Origin of the sequence: Staphylococcus argensis, assembly GCF_002902305.1 — a bacterium.
In the GTDB taxonomy this organism is placed as follows: Bacteria; Bacillota; Bacilli; order Staphylococcales; family Staphylococcaceae; genus Staphylococcus; species Staphylococcus argensis.
Window position 1 is genome coordinate 871,258 of record NZ_PPPX01000001.1, and the last position, 16,178, is coordinate 887,435.

Annotated in this window: 17 protein-coding genes; all 17 read right to left on the bottom strand. The window is 38.8% G+C overall.

Annotation, left to right across the window (positions count from 1 at the left end; translation table 11 throughout):
- Window positions 1-7: 7 nt before the first annotated feature.
- Window positions 8-2,809, bottom strand: coding sequence for a 2-oxoglutarate dehydrogenase E1 component (locus CD039_RS04210; protein ID WP_103371256.1), 2,802 nt, complete (start codon window positions 2,807-2,809; stop codon window positions 8-10).
- Between the two features lie 234 nt (window positions 2,810-3,043).
- On the bottom strand, window positions 3,044-4,399 hold the full coding sequence (locus CD039_RS04215; protein WP_103371257.1) for a HAMP domain-containing sensor histidine kinase: 1,356 nt from the start codon (window positions 4,397-4,399) through the stop codon (window positions 3,044-3,046).
- Window positions 4,396-5,058, bottom strand: a complete 663-nt coding sequence (locus CD039_RS04220) for a response regulator transcription factor (RefSeq protein ID WP_002470995.1) — start codon at window positions 5,056-5,058, stop codon at window positions 4,396-4,398. Before CD039_RS04220 ends, CD039_RS04215 begins: the two co-directional genes overlap by 4 nt.
- Window positions 5,059-5,693: 635 nt before the next feature.
- Window positions 5,694-6,308, bottom strand: a complete 615-nt coding sequence (locus CD039_RS04230; protein WP_103371259.1) for a phosphatase PAP2 family protein — start codon at window positions 6,306-6,308, stop codon at window positions 5,694-5,696.
- A 19-nt stretch (window positions 6,309-6,327) separates the two neighbouring features.
- Window positions 6,328-7,401 carry an undecaprenyldiphospho-muramoylpentapeptide beta-N-acetylglucosaminyltransferase gene (locus CD039_RS04235; protein ID WP_103371260.1) on the bottom strand — a complete coding sequence of 358 codons (1,074 nt, stop codon included), beginning with the start codon at window positions 7,399-7,401 and terminating at the stop codon, window positions 6,328-6,330.
- Between the two features lie 10 nt (window positions 7,402-7,411).
- Complete coding sequence (locus CD039_RS04240; RefSeq protein ID WP_103371261.1) at window positions 7,412-7,921, bottom strand: GNAT family N-acetyltransferase; 510 nt, start codon at window positions 7,919-7,921, stop codon at window positions 7,412-7,414.
- Window positions 7,922-7,939: 18 nt separating this feature from the next.
- Complete coding sequence (locus tag CD039_RS04245) at window positions 7,940-9,406, bottom strand: S41 family peptidase (protein WP_103371262.1); 1,467 nt, start codon at window positions 9,404-9,406, stop codon at window positions 7,940-7,942.
- A gap of 333 nt (window positions 9,407-9,739) precedes the next feature.
- Complete coding sequence (locus CD039_RS04250; RefSeq protein WP_049406082.1) at window positions 9,740-9,961, bottom strand: YozE family protein; 222 nt, start codon at window positions 9,959-9,961, stop codon at window positions 9,740-9,742.
- Window positions 9,961-10,461, bottom strand: coding sequence for a PTS sugar transporter subunit IIA (locus CD039_RS04255; protein ID WP_103371263.1), 501 nt, complete (start codon window positions 10,459-10,461; stop codon window positions 9,961-9,963). Before CD039_RS04255 ends, CD039_RS04250 begins: the two co-directional genes overlap by 1 nt.
- A gap of 13 nt (window positions 10,462-10,474) precedes the next feature.
- On the bottom strand, window positions 10,475-10,903 hold the full coding sequence (msrB, locus tag CD039_RS04260; protein WP_103371264.1) for a peptide-methionine (R)-S-oxide reductase MsrB: 429 nt from the start codon (window positions 10,901-10,903) through the stop codon (window positions 10,475-10,477).
- The gene (gene msrA, locus CD039_RS04265; RefSeq protein ID WP_103371265.1) at window positions 10,896-11,423 is read right to left on the bottom strand and encodes a peptide-methionine (S)-S-oxide reductase MsrA; all 528 of its coding nucleotides are present in this window, start codon (window positions 11,421-11,423) and stop codon (window positions 10,896-10,898) included. The genes msrB and msrA overlap by 8 nt, the downstream gene beginning before the upstream one ends.
- Window positions 11,424-11,452: 29 nt before the next feature.
- Complete coding sequence (locus tag CD039_RS04270; RefSeq protein ID WP_103371266.1) at window positions 11,453-12,292, bottom strand: DegV family protein; 840 nt, start codon at window positions 12,290-12,292, stop codon at window positions 11,453-11,455.
- 14 nt (window positions 12,293-12,306) lie between these two features.
- Window positions 12,307-12,792 carry a dihydrofolate reductase gene (locus CD039_RS04275; RefSeq protein WP_103371267.1) on the bottom strand — a complete coding sequence of 162 codons (486 nt, stop codon included), beginning with the start codon at window positions 12,790-12,792 and terminating at the stop codon, window positions 12,307-12,309.
- Between the two features lie 37 nt (window positions 12,793-12,829).
- Window positions 12,830-13,786, bottom strand: coding sequence for a thymidylate synthase (locus CD039_RS04280; protein ID WP_103371268.1), 957 nt, complete (start codon window positions 13,784-13,786; stop codon window positions 12,830-12,832).
- Window positions 13,787-14,017: 231 nt separating this feature from the next.
- Entirely contained in the window at window positions 14,018-14,452 is a 435-nt protein-coding gene (brxA, locus tag CD039_RS04285; protein ID WP_103371269.1) for a bacilliredoxin BrxA, read from the bottom strand.
- Between the two features lie 18 nt (window positions 14,453-14,470).
- Window positions 14,471-15,586: a conserved virulence factor C family protein gene (locus tag CD039_RS04290; RefSeq protein WP_103371270.1), complete on the bottom strand. Its 1,116-nt coding sequence runs from the start codon at window positions 15,584-15,586 to the stop codon at window positions 14,471-14,473.
- 12 nt (window positions 15,587-15,598) lie between these two features.
- On the bottom strand, window positions 15,599-15,784 hold the full coding sequence (locus CD039_RS04295) for a zinc-finger domain-containing protein (RefSeq protein ID WP_103371271.1): 186 nt from the start codon (window positions 15,782-15,784) through the stop codon (window positions 15,599-15,601).
- Window positions 15,785-16,178 lie beyond the last annotated feature (394 nt).

Below are 16,178 nucleotides of genomic sequence, written 5' to 3' on the forward strand. Positions count from 1 at the left end.
CTTCCCCCTACTTATTATTTGTACTTTGTTCAAGTATCATATTTTGTACAAGTTTATGAATTTCGCCATCACCTTCTGCTGGAGCAGAACGTTGTATTCTTCCATGATAACTTAAATCGTATTTATCTGCAGTTAATTCTTTAAGGCGTGGGTATACGAATGACCAAGCACCTTGGTTCTTAGGCTCTTCTTGTACCCATGAAACGTGTTGTAAATTAGGTAACTTATCAAGTTCAGCTTGAATTTCTTCTGAAGGGAAAGGATAAAGTCTTTCCACTGCGATAAGCTGAATTGATTCGTCAGGATTTTTAGCTAAATACTCTTTAAGGTCGATGAACATCTTACCTGATGCAAGGATGACTTTCTTCACGCTATCTGCATCGCCTGATTCTGGTAAGATAGGTTCGAATGTACCTTCAGTAAATTTACTGATAGGTTGAGAAACCGTCTTGTTACGTAACAAGCTCTTAGGTGACATTACGACGAGTGGACGCATTGCATCAGTACCTAGGCTTGCTGCTTGTGCTCTGAGTAAGTGGAAATAGTTACTAGAGCTAGATAAGTTAACGACTGTCGCGTTGTTCTCACCTGCAAGTTGTAAGAATCTTTCAAGACGCGCAGAAGAGTGTTCTGGACCTTGACCTTCAAATGAATGAGGTAAGAATAAAGTTAATCCTGAAGTTTCTCCCCATTTAGCACGAGCACTAAATAAGAAGTTATCAAAGATCATTTGTGCCATGTTTGAGAAGTCTCCGTATTGTGCTTCCCAGATTGTCATACAGTTCTTATTCTCAACATTGTAACCATATTCAAAGCCTACAACTGCTGCTTCTGATAATGGTGAGTTATAAACAGAGAATGTCGCTTGTTGATTAGGCACATGGTGTAATGGCACATATTCTTGGCCATTCTCAGAATCGTGAAGTACAGCATGTCTATGACTGAAAGTACCACGTTCACTGTCTTGGCCTGTTAAACGGATAGGTTTGCCATCTTGAGTAATTGTAGCAAACGCGAGTTGTTCCGCTTGAGCCCAATCTACGAGACCATCTTCTTTTTCGAATGGTTCACGACGTTTTTCAAGTACTTTGTTGAGTTTCTTCAAGACGTTGAAGTCTTCTGGATAAGATAACATTGCATCGTTAATTTCTTTCAGATGCTCGAATGAGAATGATTGGTCGTCACCTTTAAGAGGTTCTGCAATCGCATCTGGTTTTTGCATGTCAGGGTTATCCATTTTATCGTTTTTATCGATCTTATCGTGAGCAGAACGTAATGTTTTCTTCACGTCATCGATAACTTCGTTCATTTGGTCTTCAGAAATAACGCCTTCTTCAACTAACTTTTTACCGTAAAGGATTTCAACTGAATCGTGTTTACGGATGTGTTGATATTGAACAGGGTTCGTAATTGAAGGTTCGTCCATTTCGTTGTGACCATAACGACGGTAACCTACTAAGTCGATAACAACGTCTTTATGGAATTCCTTTCTAAACTCCATAGCGATTTCGATAGCTTCAATTGTCGCTTCTACATCGTCAGCGTTAACGTGCATGATTGGCACATCATAACCTTTAGCGATGTCTGAAGAATAAGTTGTAGAACGACCGTCATTAGGTTCAGTAGTGAAACCGATACGGTTGTTCGTGATGATGTGGAGTGAACCACCAGTTGAGTAGCCTTCTAAGCCACCTAAGTTCATAGATTCAAAGTTAATACCTTGACCTGGATATGCTGCGTCACCATGGATAAGGATTGGCATCGCATCTTTAAAGTTTGTAGTCACTGCACCAGCTTGTTCAGTATCGTCTTGAACTGCACGTGTCTTACCTAAGACAACAGGTGAAACGATTTCTAAGTGACTTGGGTTATTTGCGAGTGAAATACGTTGTTTAATTCCGTATGAATCAGTTGTCTTCACGCCACCTAAGTGGTATTTCACGTCGCCAGACCAACCTGAAGTAAGCTCTAAACTACCGTCTTCAGGTAAGAATTTCATTGGATCAGTGTGCATGAATTCAGAAATCATCATTTCGTATGGTTTCTCAAGCACGTGAGTTAAGACATTTAAACGTCCGCGGTGCGCCATACCGATTTCGACATTAGAAATACCTTCGTCACTCGCTAAGCGTAACGTTTGTTGAAGCATTGGTACAAGTGCGTCAACACCTTCAATTGAGAAACGTTTAGCCCCTACGAAGTTTTTGTGTAAATACTTTTCGAAACCTTCTACGTGCGCTAAATTTTTAAATAATTCAATTTTTTGTTCATTGTTTAGTGAAGCTTGGTATGGTGTCTCAATACGACGTTTCAACCATACACGTTCTTTACTATTATTAATGTGTGTATATTCAAAGGCAATCGGACCTTTATAACGGTCTTCCATGCGTTCGATAGCTTCGTATGCATTATCGTAAATATCTTCAAAGTGATCAGATACGATACCTGCAGAAATTGTTTCTAAAGTTTCTTTGTCTAAATTAAAGTCTTCAATGTTTAATTTAGGAACATGTTCTCTGACTGGACGATTTACTGGGTAAATGTCAGCTAATAAATGCCCGTATTGACGGATGTTGTCGACTAAGCGCATAACACGTTTAATCGTGCTGTCGCTTTGTGAACTAGTTGCATCCGAGCTTGCTTTGTTTACGATGTTAGCTTCACCGTCTTTAATTGTACTAAAAAGGACTTGTAAATCTTCAGGAACTGATGATGGATCTTGTAAATAAACATCATATAGGTCTAACATATATCCAAGATTTTGCCCGAAATTTACAGGTGCTTCAGTTACCTGTTTTTCGTTGCTCATTTATTACACCCTCCACAAAATAGTTGAAACGCTTACAACACAATAATAGCATTAAAAGTGTTCAAATTAAAGTACTTATCACACCTTATATAAAAAAGCAGAACTCCGAATTATAAATTTTTTAATCAAGGTACGATGACCTAGATTTAATTTAAACTTAGAGTTCTGCTAAGTACTGTTACTTACTTTATTCACAATTATTTACAATTCAAACATCAACCCGTGTCCTAACGATTAAAAACGAATATGGAATGTCGTATATTCGCCGACTACACTTTCCACTACTATTGATCCTCCATTGTGTTCGATGAGTTTCTTCGCTATAGATAAACCAAGACCATTGCCACCGAGTTTACGTGAACGTGATTTATCTACACGATAGAAGCGGTCGAAGATAAATTCAAGATCTTCTTGCGGAATACCCACTCCATGGTCAGTGATACTGATAGAAATTTGTTTATTACGTAATTGTGTTTCAATCTTAATATATTTATTGTTTTGGTCATATTTAATTGCGTTATCAATAAAGATGATGAGAATTTGTTCAAGTTGATAACGATTAATCTCTTTCAGTAACGGCTTAGGATATGGTTCAAATTCAAAGGTGTAATCTTCATGTAACCGCGCCAGTGATTTAATACGTTGCTTGATTTCTTTATTAATATCTACACATTCAACTTCAGATGCGTGTTGTGTAACATCATCTTTCGTTAATAAGAGCAATTCCTCCACGAGTTTAGTGATACGCGTCATCTCTTCAAGCGAAATATTGAGTGATTCTTCAAGTACTTCGGGACTCTCTTTCCCCCAACGTTTAATTAAATTAAGATGCCCTTGAATGATTTGCAGTGGTGTTCTAAGTTCGTGTGATGCATCTTCAACGAATTGACGTTGTTGGTTAAAAGAATCTTCTAAGCGTGTCATCATCGCGTTAAAGGTTTCGATTAGATTATCAGTTTCGACATAATTGGTCGGCAACTGTATCTTTTCTTGGAAGCCGTTGCGTCGAATGAGTTGCATTTTATCTGACAAAGTGACTAAAGGCTTCGCTATCTGAGATGAGAAGAAATAGCTAATCAATGCTGTGATGACGGTAGCTAAGATGCCGAACGTAATCGCAAAGAAGTATAACGAATTAACGAGCGTGTTATAGTTCTCGAGTGAGTGAATGACCACACTATAGCCGTGGAACTTCGAAGAATCAATGCGCTGAGTGAGTACGAAATAAGCAGTGTGATGATTCTTTACCACTTTCACCTTGTTGAGATGATGTGTGTGCAAACGAGGATGATAGGTAATCGAGTTGTCGTTGGAAGCATCAATGACTTCCTTGCCTTTGTCGTTAAACACGATGACTTTCTGAAAGTTACCTAGAGACGCGTTTAAATCGACGGTCGAAATATTTTTATAAGGTGTTTCTTCGAATAGTGAACCAATATCGTTAGAACTACGTTGCGCTTCTTCTAACTCATTGTTGCGTAAAGCATTACTCAAATAGAAGATAATGATAATACTAAAGATTAGGATGGTCGTAAATGTAATAGTTGTCGTGATGACCATCCATTTAGTACGTAATCGACGTTGTTTCATTGACGTATCACGTATCCTACACCGCGGACGGTTTCAATGTATTTATCCATATGATAAGGTTTCAATTTATTCCGGAGATAGCGGATGTAGACATCAACTACGTTCGTTTCTACTTCAGTATTAAATCCCCACACGTTCTCAATGATTTGTTCACGATGCATGACATGGTTGCGATTCGTCGCGAGCAAGAAGAGCAGGTCATATTCAGTCTTAGTCAGTTCTAACGTGTCATCATCTACAGTAACTTTAAAGGCGTCGATATCGATGACGAGACCATTAATGTTAATGATATTCTTCTGTGGCTGTCTACGCATCGTTGCACGGATACGCGCCAACAGTTCCTCTATCTCGAAAGGTTTCACGATATAATCGTCTGCGCCGTAATCAAGCCCAGTTACCTTGTCATATGTATCACTTTTCGCAGTAATAATGATGATGGGTGTTTGTTGCTTTTGGCGAATTTGACGGCAGATTTCTAGTCCATTCACGTGTGGCAACATTAAATCTAATAATATTAAGTCATAATTGTGTTGCAGCGCACGATCGAGTCCACTTCTACCATCATTCTCAATATCTACTAGATAATTCTCATGTTTGAGTTCGAGTTCGATAAAACGTGCTAAGTTCTGTTCATCTTCAACAATGAGTATTCTCGTCATATTTTACACCTCAGAGTTTAATTCATATGATTACGTAATTGTTTGTAAACAACATCATATCGCAACTCTGTTAAAAGGTAAACGTCTTTTTTCTGACAATCTTTAGAAAAAATTGAGCGTGAGATTGCTTTAATAGCGCCTTTCAGTAATGAGTTGAAAATTTTCTTAAAAAAAGTTGTCATTTCTAATTGACAACCATTCTCAGTCATGTATAATTGTAGTTGAAAATGATTATCAATACCAAATGAACTATTCCCCCCACACATATTTCGTTCTAATTGGATTGATCATTTTCACAATATCCCCCTTTTATATGCCCGTAAAAGACTAACGTTGCGAGACAACGTGTTATTAATAAAAACCGGTTTGCCATACATAAACCGGTTTTTATCATACGTATTACAAAGACTTAAAGACACATGAAAGCGACACAAAGTTTCCAGTGAACGGAAATTGTGTCGCTTTTCTGTGTTCTGTAGCGTAATTTGAATCATTGAGAGCGCGTTGATCAGTATCACTGAGATACAAATCGCCTTCTGTTCTTGTGACGATTCACTTATTTAAGCAAAACGCAGTAGTCACCTCATTCGCTTTAACGAACTAGCAAACTACTGCGCACTACAACTTTTATCCAATTAGATCTGCAATTTGTGACGCAAAATGAGTGTCGAGAGAATCAAGGATGAGCCGCCACCTAATAGACCTGCCATAATATCAGTCGGATAATGTACACCTAAGTAAATACGTGATGAACAAATACCGAGGATGAACAAGGTACAAATGATATAGACCACAAATCTTGCTTTCGACTTGATTAAGCGATGTGCTAAGTAAATCAAGCTACCGAAGAACGCAATCGAGCCCATAGCATGTCCACTCGGAAAGCTATAACCTGATGCTTCAACGAGTCGTAATACGGTCGGTCTTTCTCGGTCAAAGATGTTCTTTAACAGTGGATTCAGAATCGTGGAAAGACCCATCGTCAACACGAAGAATAGCATCTCTACGTAATAACGTTTAAGTGCAAGATAGATGACCAAGATCAGTGATAATACGGCCATCGTGTAGACTTCCCCTATCTTTGTAATGCCTATAAAGAATGTAGTCGTAGGAAAGCTTTCAGATGAGAAGATGAAATGATAGACCCCATTATCTACTTCTCGACCGATTTGAGCGCCGTGATACAAGGCGATTAAACTAAAGAGTAAGATACAAATGATCAGTATGAGTATACGTTTCCATCTTGTCATAGCATATAACCTCTTCCGTTTAATCTAAAGCGTCTGTAATAAATTTGTTGAATAAATCTTCTTTAGTGTAACTTTCCTTGTATCCGTGCATCGCTTCAATAATTGTTGAACGATGTGCTTCAATATCTTTCAACTCATCAATCAAACGATGCTCAGTGAGTTGATCTTCAGCTATCATACGTCCGTAACCTTTAGATTCAAAGTTCTTCGCATTATCAATTTGATCGCCACGTGATTGGTCTAAACCAAGTGGTATGAGTAACATTGGAATATTTAATGTTAAAAACTCATATATGGCATTAGAACCTGCACGGCTGATCACTGTATGTGTTATAGCAAGCAAATCCGTTAAATCGTCTTTCACGAATTCAAATTGCTTATAGCCCTTCACGTTATTGAGCGACGTATCGAGCAATCCTTTACCTGTTAAATGAATGACTTGGTATTTTTCGAGTAATAAATCAAGATTCTGACGTATGATTTCATTTAACTTCTTACTACCTAAGCTACCACCCATCACGAGTAAGACGGGTTTCTGGTCGGTGAACTCAGTGAGTTGATAGCCACGACCTTTATCGCCATGTAATAAATCTTGACGTACCGTTGCTCCGACAAAGTCTGCCTTGTCTTTCGGTAAGTATTTCACTGTGTCTTCGAACGTCGTATAGATTTTTTTCGCGAATTTGAGTGCAATCTTATTAGCTAATCCCGGTGTTAAATCAGATTCGTGGATGATCGTAGGTATCTTTAATGATTTCGCTGCAATAACGACGGGTACTGAAACGAATCCTCCTTTTGAGAATAATGCATCAGGACGTTCTTTCTTCAGTACTTTGCGCGCATCAAGAATCCCTTTTAGAACTTTAAAGACATCTTTAATATTTTCGAAAGAAAGGTAACGTCGTAGTTTACCACTTGATATCGTATGGTACGTAATCTCAGGAAGTTGAGACTCAATCATTTCTCTCTCTATTCCTTGCTTTGATCCGATGTAGAATGCTTGATGGCCTTGTTCGATAGCAGTGGGAATAAGACTGAGATTGACTGAAACGTGTCCAACTGTTCCTCCACCTGTAAATGCTATTTTTGCCATAATTCAACCTCTATTCTTCTAGTTTTTTATAATATGCGTAAAAGGGCTCGCCCTTATTGAATGGATGATAATCAATTTCGGCTTCCCCAGCTTTAGAGAAACCGAACTTTTCAAACAAACCTTGAGCCGGCTTATTTAAAGCGAAAGTATCAGTTAAGAGCACGTGAATATCGTGATCGAGCGCAAGGTTCACCGCAAAGTCAAAGAGTGCTGTCGCTGCACCTTTATAATCTTGAGAACCTGCTAATCGATGAATCACGTACGCACCGTCACGCTCGACAGGCCAATCAATCTTATCATACCAGTCTGATTGAACTTGGTCGATAACGATAAAGCCATAAATACGCTGGTCAATATCTAATGCGTACAGCGTTTCTTTCTCGATATCTTCTTCAAAGTGTTCTTCTACAGGATAAGCATCATCCCATTGGTGATTATTGTCCTGTTTCATCAATGCTTTCGCTTCTTCAACAAGTTCAAGGATTGTAGGAAGATCTTCTGTCGTCGCTAATCTTATCATAAGGGCAACACCTCTTTATTATTGTAGTTTGTGTAATAAGTCATCTAACACGGTATCGTGTTGATTTGATTTCTCGACTAATGCTTGAGTAAATTTCTCATTCGTTGATTGATCAAACTTACCTGTTTCATCTAGATGGTTGTCTTTTTGGAAGGCTTTCACTTGATTTTCCAAATTGGAATCGAATGAAGTACCTTCGTCATCTGTACGATAACCTAATGCGTCCAAGCCAATTTTAATAGTTGAGACGTGTTTATTATCGTCACCGACTTTTAGCGTTTTATCTGTAGGAATCACACTAAGTTGTTGATATTTAGGTGGTTTGATTGTGTGATCAGGCTTAATACCTTTCCCATGAATATAATGACCCTTTGGCGTTAACCACTTCATATTAGTAAATTTCAAGAGAGAGCCATCTTTAAATTCATGTGTTGTTTGTACGATACCCTTACCGAATGACTTAGAACCATAAACGGTTGCCTTATCATAATCTTTCATTGCACCGGTAAAGACCTCAGAAGCACTGGCTGAACCTTCATTGATAAGGATCGATACTTTCATGTCTTTGGCTTCTTTGAGGGCGTGATTAGACGTCTTAATCTTCTCAGTGTGGTCGCCCTTTTGAAGTTCAACAGCAGTGTTATTTTTATCTACGAAGACGTTAATCATCTTCACGGCTTCATCTAAGAGTCCACCTGGATTGTTTCGTAAATCAAGCACGACTTTATTAATACCTGCTTTATGTGCTTTAAGCAATGCTGACTTTAATTCACCTGACGTGCTGCTTTGGAATTTATTAATTTTAAGCACAGCGACATTACCATGTTTAGAATAATCGACACTCTTTACATGAATCTTATCGCGTTTAATCTTGAAGTCTTGTTCGTGTGTGCCACGTTGGATGGTTAGCGTCACAGTGCTACCTTTTTTACCTCTCACCTTTTTCACAATTGCTTCTAACGGTTGCCCTTTAACAGATTTGCCATCGACTTTCTTCACGATATCTTTAGGTTTTAATCCTGCTTTTTCAGCGGGTGAACCTTTCATTGGACTCGTGATTTGAATGTGCTGATCTTTCTTCTGCATCTCCGCACCAATTCCGACGAAATCTCCTGACACGTCCTCATTGAATGACTTCGTTTGGTCTTTCGTCATATATTCTGAATAAGGATCGTCGAGTTCTTTCACCATGCCATCGATAGCGGCTTTCGACAGTTTATCTGGGTCTTTCTTCTTATAGTAATCATTGGTTAAAGTTTGGTACACATTTTCTATTTTTGAAAATGACTTCCGTTGATCCTTATCTAAACCACTTTGCCAATGCTGAAAGCCTAGCGTCGCTGCTACAGCAATCAAAGCAGTGAGAATGACAGTGATGAGTAAGAGTAGTACCAATCTGCTCTTTCTTATATGTAAAGGTTGAGCTGAGCGCTGATGCTGCTTAGTTTGTTTGTTCTCTTTGTCATGTTCTTCAGAATTTGCCATCGCATTCACTCCTTTCTTTTAGTATAAAAATGAATCAATAAGAAATTTATATTTAGTTCACAATAAAGTAAGCTAAGGCTAGAACATGGCCTGTAATAGAAAGTGACTAACTGTGAAGCAATATTGCTGACTCGCGTTACCACTATGTGGACCAGCAACATGCTCGATTGGATCACAGAACTACTACGGTGAGGATGACTGTCATAACCTTAGCTTAGAGTATGAAATTGCGTATTCATTTGCTGATTGATCTGGCAAGTAATTGATCGTGTTAAGATACGACAATTACGATAGCCGTAATCTGAGTAATGACAATTGCAAGATTTGAGTGAGCTAGAATTTCAGCCACTCTTGGTAGTCCTCGTACATGTCATCAAAGACGGACATAGATACTGAGTAACCACCTTCCGTTTCAATATAATCGCTTAGCGCGTTAAAGTCTGATTCTTGTTTGGGAAAAGCCAAATCATCAAAGATTTCTTCAGCGAGCACACCTTTATCATCTTTCTGACCTCGAACTGTCATCGCATAATGATAGAATGAATGATCTTTCATTAGCTCATAGTCACATCAGCAAGTTTCGTTTCACCTTTAACTAAAGCTTGTGCATCTTCAATATGGACTGAAGCGGCTTGGTCTGAGTTAGTAATAATCACTGGTGAAACGATGGATTTCGCATTGGATTTGATGTGTTCAAGGTCAAATGTGAGTAACGGATCTCCAACAGATACTGTATCTCCACTTGCGACTTCGACTTCGAAACCTTCGCCGTCAAGTTGAACTGTGTCTAAACCAACGTGAACCAGCAATTCAAGTCCATTGTCTGCTTTCAAACCGATAGCGTGTTTCGTTGGGAAGACGTTGTCTACTTTACCATTGATAGGTGAAACGACATGGCCTTCAGTTGGTTCGATGCCAAAGCCTTCTCCCATCATTTTTTGAGCGAAGACAGGATCAGGAATATCTTCAATCTTCACATATTCACCTGTCATCGGTGCATAAACTTCAATATCTTTACTTACTTCTTTATCTTTACCAAATAATTTCTTAAACATGTTCCTATACTCCTTACTTTTTAAAATGAGATACTAAATCGCCATAGCCGAGCTCTTCAAGTTTATCATATGGAATAAACTGAATCGCTGCTGAATTGATACAGTATCTCAAACCGCCTCGATCTTGAGGGCCGTCGTTGAAGACATGACCCAGATGGCTGTTGGCATCTTCAGAACGCACTTCAGTTCGAAGCATACCATGAGATTTATCTGCTAACTCAATAATTTCATCATCATCGAGTGCTTTTGAGAAACTTGGCCAGCCACAACTGGATTCAAATTTATCCTCAGATGTAAACAATGGTTTACCAGAAATCTTATCTACATAGATGCCTTTCTCAAAGTGATTCCAATATTCGTTCTGGAATGGCGGTTCAGTGCCATCTTCTTGAGTTACAAGATACTCGATATCATTTAAATCTGCTTTATTCTTCTTAATCATTCTGTTTCCCCCAGTGCTTCTCAATAAATGCTTGTCTGCCTGAACCTCGTTGATACTGTTCGTAATGCATTGGATTCTTTTTATAAAAGTCTTGATGATACGACTCAGCTGGATAGAAGTTCTTATATGGACGAATGGGTGTAATCACAGGTTTGTTGAAAATTGCAGCTTCATTCAACTCTTGAATCTTAGCTTCGGCTGCTTTCTTCTGTTCTTCATCGTGATAGAAGATGACTGGTGCATAGTGCTCTCCACGATCGAAGAACTGTCCACCGTTATCAGTAGGATCAAATGTTTTAAAATAAATATCTAATATATTGTCAAATCCAGTGATTTCTGGGTCATAAATGATTTGCACAGCTTCAACGTGACCTGTTTGGTCAGAACAAACTTCTTCATAAGTCGGGTTCTCAACGTGGCCACCACTATAGCCTGACACGACACTTTCAATGCCAGGATAGGAAGTGAACGGCTTCACGAGACACCAGAAACAACCACCGGCTAAAGTTGCATATGCCATAGTTAACCTCCTTTAATATGCTGTCAGATCTATTCTCTAACAACGACAAAGCCAATTGCGCCTTGTCCAGTGTGATTAGAGATTACTGGCGTTGTTGTATTAATATCGAAATCATCAAACTGGAATTCTTCCTTAAATTGCGCTTTAATCTTATCGACAAACTCAATAATATTAGCATGTGCGATGCCAATGGATTTCAACTGATGACCTTCAAGGAATTGATGTACTTCCTTTTTAAGAAACTGAATCACTGATTTCTGCGTTCGTGAATTGTGAATCATCTCTAATCGGCCATCGATTAACGTGCCAATCGGTTTAATCTTAATCATGTTACCAATTAACCCTTTGGTCTTACTAATGCGCCCACCCTTAATGAGCTGACTCAGTTGACCGATGACGACGAAGAGTTTCGTATTATCTTGTAGATGTCGAATCTTTGTCAGTATTTCATCTAAAGCTAATCCTTGTCGCGTCCACTCTATTAAGTGTTTGATTTGATAACCGAGACCGAACGAAATCGATTGAGAGTCGACAACAGTTACGTCACTGTCACTCATATGACTCGCCTGTACTGCCGTTTGGTACGTCCCACTAAGATGTGACGTCATATGGATACTTATAATCTTTGAGCCATCAGCTCCTAGTGCATTATAAGTATCAATAAATTGTCCGATGGCAGGCTGGCTTGTCTTCGTATCTGCGCCTGCTTCAAGATGCTTGAGAAACGCATCTGAAGTAATATCAAGCTGGTCTGTATATGATGTTTGATCAATCGTTATGTTTAATGGAATCACATGCACGTCATGTTGTTGTAGAAACGTTTGGGGTAAATCTGACGTGGAATCAGTGACGATCTTATATTTAGTCATTAAAGGAAGTCCTCCTAGTTCTCTGTCTTACGCTTGAGGTGTAGAAAAGTATGGGGAATCGTATTCTTCTCATCAAGCTCGCCTTCTTCTGAAGACAATACTTCCCAATCTTCGAAAGTATAAGGTGGGAAGAATGTATCCCCTTTATGTTTACCTTCAACCACGGTGATATACATGTCATCGACTTTTTCAATCATCGCTTCAAAGAGAGATTGACCGCCGAAGATAAAGACGTGGCCTGGAAGTTCTTTAATGTCATCTAAAGAATGAATGACATCGACACCTTCTGGATTGAAAGAATGATCACTCGTTAATACCACGTTACGTCGATTTGGTAGTGGTTTACCGATCGATTCATACGTTTTACGACCCATTACGAGTGTATTACCAGTACTTAACTTCTTCACGTGCTTCAAGTCATTCGGTAAATGCCAAGGTAATTGATTGTCTACACCAATGACACGTTGTTCGTCGTGTGCAACGAGAATAGATAATGTCATAATAGTCATCTCCTTAAAGTGTAATCAACCTCACAACTTAAACAGCAATCGGTGCTTTAATAGCTGGATGAGATTGGTAGTCGACGATTTCTAAATCTTCATAGTCAATATCAAAGATAGAGGCATCTGAATTGATACGAAGTTGAGGTGGCTCATAACCTTCGCGTGAAAGTTGCGTGTTCACGGCGTCAAAGTGATTACTGTAAATGTGAGCATCACCAAAGGTATGGATAAATTCACCCACCTCTAACCCACATTCTTTCGCGATAAGATACGTTAATAAGCTGTAACTTGCGATGTTAAAAGGGACACCGAGAAAAACATCGGCACTCCGTTGGTAAAGTTGACAGCTTAATTTACCATCATGAACATAGAATTGAAACATCGTATGACATGGCGGTAAAGCCATCGTATCAATTTCAGCTGGATTCCATGCTGAAACGATATGGCGACGTGATTCTGGGTGAGCTTTAATTTGTTCAATGACTTGTTTAAGTTGGTCATAATGATTACCATGTTGATCCACCCAATCACGCCATTGTTTACCATAAACGTTACCCAAATTGCCGTAACGTTCAGCAAATGCGTCGTCTTCTAGAATGCGTTCTTTAAATAGTTTCATTTGTTTTTGATATTCTGCTTTGAATTCAGCATCTTCTTGCGCACGATGCCCAAAGTTCGTCATATCTGGACCATGATAATCAGTCGATTGAACGTAATTCTCGAAGGCCCATTCGTTCCATATATTGTTATTGTATTGCAACAAATAGCGTATGTTTGTATCTCCTTTTATAAACCAGAGTAGCTCAGTTGCTACAAGTTTAAAGGAAACTTTTTTAGTAGTGAGAAGTGGGAACCCTTTGCTGAGATCAAATCTCAGCTGATGGCCAAATTTAGAGCGTGTACCTGTCTTGGTACGATCGTCTCTATTATTGCCACATGCAAGGATTTCCTCGCATAAGCTATGATAAGCTTTATCAAATGAATTTAACAATCGTTGGCTACTCCTTTCGAATATCCTTTTAACATTATCCTAAAATAAATCGCTCTGAAATGGAAATATCTTATATACCTTAGGGTCAACTTTTTCTAGAGATAAACGATTAGTTAAATAAAAAAGACAAAAACAGTGCGCTTGACACAACAGGAAAGTAAGTTTGTTATGATACAGCTTACTCCTATTATGATGTGCTCGTGTTTTTGTCTCCATACTATAGCTATTTATTTAGCAATGCTCATCAAAGGCATCTTTAATGTCCATACAGATATCTTGGATGTCTCGACCTTCAATATGTTCACGTGGAATAAAGTGCTTCAATTCTTGCCCTTTAAATAACGCATAAGATGGACTTGATGGCACTTGATAAATGTATTCACGCATTGCTTGTGTTGCTTCTTTGTCTTGACCAGCAAAGACAGTCACTTTGTGATCGGGTTTTTTATCGTTCTGTTCAGCAACAGTTACAGCTGCAGGTCGCGCAAGTCCAGCTGCACAACCACATGTTGAGTTGATAACTACAAATGTAGTTTCATCATCGTTCACTGATTGCATATAATCATTCACTGCATCTGCAGATTCTAAACTAGTGAAATCGTGTGAAGTGAGCTCTTCACGCATTTGTTTAGCTAAATCTCTCATGTAAGCTTCATAAGCATTCATTATAGAATCTCCTCTCTATTATTTATCTCTATTAGCGATTTGTTTCCAAACGGAACCGAGTGCTTCGTCGCCACTTTCAATTCGGGAAATAGCCATCTCGATTTGAAGTTTAACTTCATAAGCTGAATCATCTTCGTGCGCTTTAAGTGCTGGTAATTGATCATGGCCGCCTTCGTCAAATAAGAACATCGCTGCACGCCAACGCACGATCTTTTGCGGATCATCTAAAGCTTTCTCCATTTCTGGAAGCGCATCTTTGAAGCCTAAATCACTAAGGCAGTCACCTGCTGTACGTCTGACCGCTGGGCTTTTATCGTGCAGTCCTTTATAGATATATGGAAGCACTTCTTCATCTTCAATCATACCGAGTAACACGACTGCTTCACGTCGTAAGGGTACTTTAGTCTCTTCATCCAAGACATAACCAAGTAAGTCAAAGTCCTCTTTCGTTGGTGTCGTAAAGTTCTTCAACATTCTTAAACGTGCTTTCCAGTCGTCTGTTTGACGATACTCATCTAACGTTACGTGTTGATATTGTTTTTCAGGAATTACGACATCCGTATTTAACGCTTCAGTGACCAAGCGTTGTAACTCCTCATCTGGATAAAGTGCTTGAATCTCTTCAGAAATATCCTCCATAATGTCGTCCAGTTCTCCGTAGCGGATACCGAAATCTTCCCATTTTCTTAAAAAGACAACGTTGTCGCTATCCTTTTGAGCGCTTAACATACTATCTACGAAGCGTTCAGGTAATTGTTTACGTTGTTCGTCATCTTGTGTCGTGAGTTTAATTTGATATGGGATACCTTTAAACATAAGGACTTCTGCCTTTACTTCGCCATAGTGTTCGTCAGGCGTAGCTTCTGTAGTTTCTGCTGTTTCGTCGTTAATCGCAGCAGTGACTTGAGGTAAGACTTCTTCCCAATCAAATTTAGGTTCTTTATCGACAGCGAGAAAGTCCATGACGTGAAAGATTGACTTCACACCTTCAAGTTCAAGTACATTATTGATATATGTTGGCTGGTCGTCTTGTACTTGTGTGTACGTATTTGATTTATTGTCTTCGCGTTTTTCACTCAGAACAATCTTCATCGTATTCGGACTTGGTGTCGGTTCAACTCGTACTATTTCCATAACGCTCACTCCCTATTGCAGTTCATTGCCTAATTGTTTAATCTCTTTGCCTATTGAGCATTCATTGATGCAGAAATAATGGGCTTGGTTCTTGCCTTGGGTCTTTCTTAAGTGTGTTTTTAAAATGCAGTCTTTGCAGTAATCGTTCATTAATTGATCAATTTCATTAAGTGCTCGTTGTTCGGTTGGTGAAAGCAATGTATCACACTCCTACCTGCGAATCGTGGATTATCATATCTTGAATGCGTGTGAAATACAAGGATTCAGCCTAAGAACAAGAAGGCGATATTATGTCTTATTATATCATTAGTGCCCTATCTTGTTTAATATCTGAAATGAATTTTTGGGTTGTTTGATTGTAAAAGCTTTGACATTTTAATTTAGGAGTTCAACAAACTTTTGTTTTCTTTTTGACAATTCTCCCTTTTTTAGGGGGCTGCATTCAACTAATTTTTTCTCACTTTCCAAGTTCAAATAATGGATTTTCGTTGTAGCCTTAATCCCTCAAGAGTACCGAATTGTCTTTAGAAAACAAGTGTATTGCTAAAGTATGAGTCTGGGACATAAATCAAAGTTATTTAATTTTCAATGT